The sequence below is a fragment of the Actinoplanes sp. NPDC048791 genome (genome assembly GCF_040650095.1).
In the GTDB taxonomy this organism is placed as follows: Bacteria; Actinomycetota; Actinomycetes; order Mycobacteriales; family Micromonosporaceae; genus Actinoplanes.
On the sequence record NZ_JBEZGQ010000798.1, the window covers coordinates 1 to 3948 of the forward strand.

Sequence of the window (3948 nt, forward strand, 5' to 3'; positions counted from 1 at the left end):
GGTGGCGCCGCCCCAGGCGGTCGGGCCGTCGAGCCAGGCGGCGCGCCGGGTCATCCAGCTGCGCATGACCTGGACCTGACCGGCCCAGGTCGCGGACGTGTCGGTGACGAACGGCCCGACCATCCGGGAGCTCAGGTTGGGCCACCGCTGGAAGTTGCGCTGGGCCGCGGCGGTCAGCGGCGTGCTGAGCGCGTCGACGCGGGCGTTGAGCGAGGCATCGGAGAGCAGGCCGCGACGCAGTGCCTGCCAGCGGACCTTGAGGTCGTTCTGGAACGCGGGATCGGTCAGCAGGATCTGGAACCAGTCGTTGGCCTGCGGCGAGCGGGTCTGCTGGTACTGCCAGCCGGCGGTCTGCTCGTTGCCGAAGAAGCCGCCGGTGCCGAAGCTCAGGTCGTAGTCCCACAGCGGCCCGGCCACGATCGGGCCTTCCCGGTCCTTGTAGAAGTAGGTGCTGCGCAGGTAGGAGTCCATCTCGCGGCTGAACTCGTTGAGGATCACCAGGTCGACCCAGGACTTCGTGTCGATCCAGCTGCGGTAGCCGGTCTGTGGATCGGCGAACCGGGAGCTGTGCAGCATGTCGTGGAACTGTTGCAGGTACTGCGTCAGCCAGGACTTCTGTTGCGCGTTCAGCGGTGACGGGTCCTCGACCTCGAGGTAGTTCCAGCAGGTAGCGGCCGGTCCCGTACAGGTCAGGGTGGGTTCCTCGGCGGCCAGCCACTCGAACTTGAAGATGTAGCCACCGCTGATCTTGGGCAGGGTGGTGTCGGCCTCCTTGAGCTGCTTCAGGTCGAGCCGGTCCTTGCTGTTCTTGATCGTCTCCACCAGCATGTACACGCCCTGGTAGTCGGCGGCGGCCACGGGCGCGGAGTCGACGTTGAGGTAGAGCTCGACGAAGCGGTACCGCTGCGTCGCCATGCCCATCTCGCGGCCGAGGTCGTAGATCAGCGCCTCGCGGATCAGCGACTTGTCGCTGAACGGCCCGCGCAGCACCCAGTCCGAGTCGGCCGGCAGGCCCAGCAGGGGCAGATCCGCGTCGTCGTCGGCGTTGTCGCGCAGCTCCAGCCGGTAGGGCGCCTTGTCGAACATGGCCGAGGACTGCCCGCGCAGGTGGATACCGGCCCGGGAGGCGACGGCCGGGGCCGCGGCGAGAGAGGTACGCCCACCCGTGGTGTCGAAGACCATGGCGGCGGCGTCCACGTAGTCGCGTCCGGGCTTGCCCTTGCCGTAGTCGTCGATGAGCATCAGCGGCAGGTCGTGCTGGGCGTCGAACGAGCGGGCCACGTACATCGCGGTGCCGGGTGCGCCGGTGGCCGTACCGTTGACGAAGGCCTGGGCCCGCAGCTGGGTGGTCCCGGTCAGGCTCAGGGCCCGGCCGGGGTAGGCCGTGGACGTGGCGGCCGGCGGCCGGCCGTCCGTGGTGTACCGGATCTCGGCGCCGGCGATCGTGGTGCTCAGCGCCACCGAGACCGACCCCTGGAAGGTGCCGCTCGGCACCGAGAACGTGATGTCGCCGGTCAGCTCGTCCTGCGCCGCGGCCACCGGAGCGGCGGCGCGCAGCGAGCGGCCCGCTTCGGCGCGGGCGCTGACGGTGAGGGCGAGCGGGGTGACGACGCACAGAGCGATGAGTGCGCCGAGGACCTTGGGTATCCGCCTAGCCATGGACCAGTTCCTCTCTCGCAGCGGTGAAGTGTCGCCGGAGCACCCGCCGCCAGGGCGCCGCCGGAAGATCCGGGCGGAGAGCGGCCAGTCCGGTGGCGTACTTGGAGAAGGCGACGGGACGGTGACCCCGGCGCCACAGCTCCCGGTCCGCGCGGGAGGCGGCCGAACCGGTCTTGGTCTCCACGATCGCCGTCCCGGGTAGCCGCACCTCGTCGCCGTCGGTGCTCCACCGCAGGGCGGTGTCGACGGTGACCCGGCTGTCGGTGCCGGGCAGCAGCAGCGTGAACCGCAGATATTCGGTACGCAGCGCCGAGGCGAGGACGACGTGGTCACCGGCCGGGAGACCGTGGCGGGAGAAGACGTCGTCGACGAATGCGCGTCCGGCCGCCACGGTGTGCTGCTGCTCGCGGTCGTGCGGGGCCCGGTACTTGACCGTGCTGCCGCGCGGGCCGGGCACCTTCACCTCCAGCCAGCAGCTGCCGGAGTCGACGTACGTGCGGGTCCGGACCTTGAACCGGCGGCGGTGCCGGTGCGCGGTCCGGTGGTAGCCGTTGAGCTCGGGGGTATCGAAGTAGAGCGACTCGTACGCGAACTGCCGGATCCCGTTGATCTCCAGCACCACGGCGTGCGGCGCGAGTGTCTCCAGCAGCAGGCCGGCGGCGTCGAGGGGCATGACGTACTTGCGGTCGACGCGGGTCTGCAGGGCGGCGCGCTCCTCCAGCTCGGCCAGGCCGATCCGGGGCAGCGTGTCCAGAGCGGCGAAGTCCATGACCGTGGTCACCGCCGCGCCGCGTACGCGGCCGGGCTCACCGGCGCCACCGCCCGGGAGGAGGTACGGGCGTACCGCACGTCGACCACCGTGGAGTCGTTGATCAGGTCCACCCGCAGCGGGCGCGCGGAGTGGACCTTGCCGTCGAGCAGGTGCTCGAGCAGGCCGATCAGCTCCTCGCGGTTGGTGACCACGGAGTCCAGTACGACCGTCTGGTGCTCGTACCGGCTGAACACCCGCCGGTTGTCGACGATCGCCATGACCGCCAGGATCAGGCCCATCAGGGCGATGTTGCGCCAGATCGAGACGGTGTCGAGCGCGCCCAGCAGGCCGAGCGCGAGCGCGGAGAAGAAGTACGCGACCTCGTGCTGGTCCAGTTCGGTCGAGCGCAGCCGGATGATCGACAGCACGCCGAACAGCGCGAAGCCCAGGCCCAGCCCGGCGCCGGAGCCGGTGGTGCGCAGCGCGTCGGCCACGGCCAGGACCCCGATGTTGACACCGAAGTAGGCCACCATCAGGTCCCGGCGCCGGTGCCGGGGGAAGTACAACCCGAGCACGAGCACGGTGACGGCCAGCACCTCGGCCCCGAGCAAGACGAATGCGGACATGCTCCGGTCCTCCTCCGAGCGGCGGAACGATCTGGAAGTTCCGGGACAAGACCGGAACTTGGCCCGCAGACTAAAACCGGCATTCGATGCATGTCAATGTTAACCTGGGCTTAACCACGGCGATTTGTTCACTAAATGAGCGCTTTACCTGCATGGACGTTCGCGTGGGTGATCGGGTTCAGACACCGGAAGTTTCGGGATAACAAGCTTTCGTCCCATACCCTGGGAGCGCTCCCATATATTGACGGACGTCATTGCTTTAACCCTGAACTTTTTCTAGTCTGCGAGCACCCTTCATCCCCGTCCCGCAAGGAGAGCCATGTCCTCCCATCGCTTCGCGGCTCCGATGTGGTCGCTCTTCCGCATCGTGATCGGCCTGCTGTTCCTCTGCCACGGGCTGGCCTCGGTCTTCGGCGTCCTCGGCGGCAACCGCGGCTCGGGCCAGGCGATCGAGCCCGGCACCTGGCCGAACTGGTACGCCGGCGTGATCCAGCTGGTCTGCGGCGCCCTGGTGCTGGCCGGCCTGGCCACCCGGCCCGCGGCGATCCTCGCCTCCGGCTCGATGGCGTACGCCTACTTCGTCGTCCACCAGCCGGAGGGCGTCCTGCCGATCCAGAACGGCGGCGTCACCCCGGCGCTGTACGCCTGGACCTTCCTCGCGATCGCCGTCCTGGGCGCCGGCCCGTGGTCGGTCGACGCGCTCATCGCCCGCCGCCGCGACACGACGACCGTCACGGTCCCCGAAGGCCGGCTCGCCGGCAGCCACCGATAGCTCACCGGGCCGCGAACGCCAGCGCCACACACCAGACGAGCAGGGCGGCACTGCCCCCGCAGGCCGCCGTCCTGATCCGGTCCGCGACCCGCAGCCGGCGGTAGGGCCCGTCGGCGAAGCCGTCCCGTTGCAGCAGCAGA

General features: G+C 69.6%; 4 protein-coding genes. 1 reads left to right on the top strand and 3 read right to left on the bottom strand.

Annotated elements, in window-relative coordinates:
* The 3 genes from AB0C29_RS37270 to AB0C29_RS37280 all read right to left on the bottom strand — a co-directional run.
* Positions 1 to 1659: CotH kinase family protein (locus tag AB0C29_RS37270; RefSeq protein WP_360830684.1), on the bottom strand; the 1659-nt coding region annotated here is incomplete at its 3' end.
* The gene (locus tag AB0C29_RS37275; RefSeq protein ID WP_360830687.1) at positions 1652 to 2440 is read right to left on the bottom strand and encodes a polyphosphate polymerase domain-containing protein; all 789 of its coding nucleotides are present in this window, start codon (positions 2438 to 2440) and stop codon (positions 1652 to 1654) included. The genes AB0C29_RS37270 and AB0C29_RS37275, both read right to left, overlap by 8 nt.
* Positions 2437 to 3036, bottom strand: a complete 600-nt coding sequence (locus AB0C29_RS37280) for a DUF4956 domain-containing protein (RefSeq protein ID WP_360830690.1) — start codon at positions 3034 to 3036, stop codon at positions 2437 to 2439. The genes AB0C29_RS37275 and AB0C29_RS37280 overlap by 4 nt, the downstream gene beginning before the upstream one ends.
* 319 nt (positions 3037 to 3355) lie before the next feature.
* Between AB0C29_RS37280 and AB0C29_RS37285 the strand changes: the two genes are divergently transcribed.
* A complete protein-coding gene (locus AB0C29_RS37285) occupies positions 3356 to 3808 on the top strand; it encodes a DoxX family protein (RefSeq protein WP_360830693.1) in 453 nt (150 codons plus the stop codon).
* The last annotated feature ends 140 nt before the right edge of the window (positions 3809 to 3948 follow it).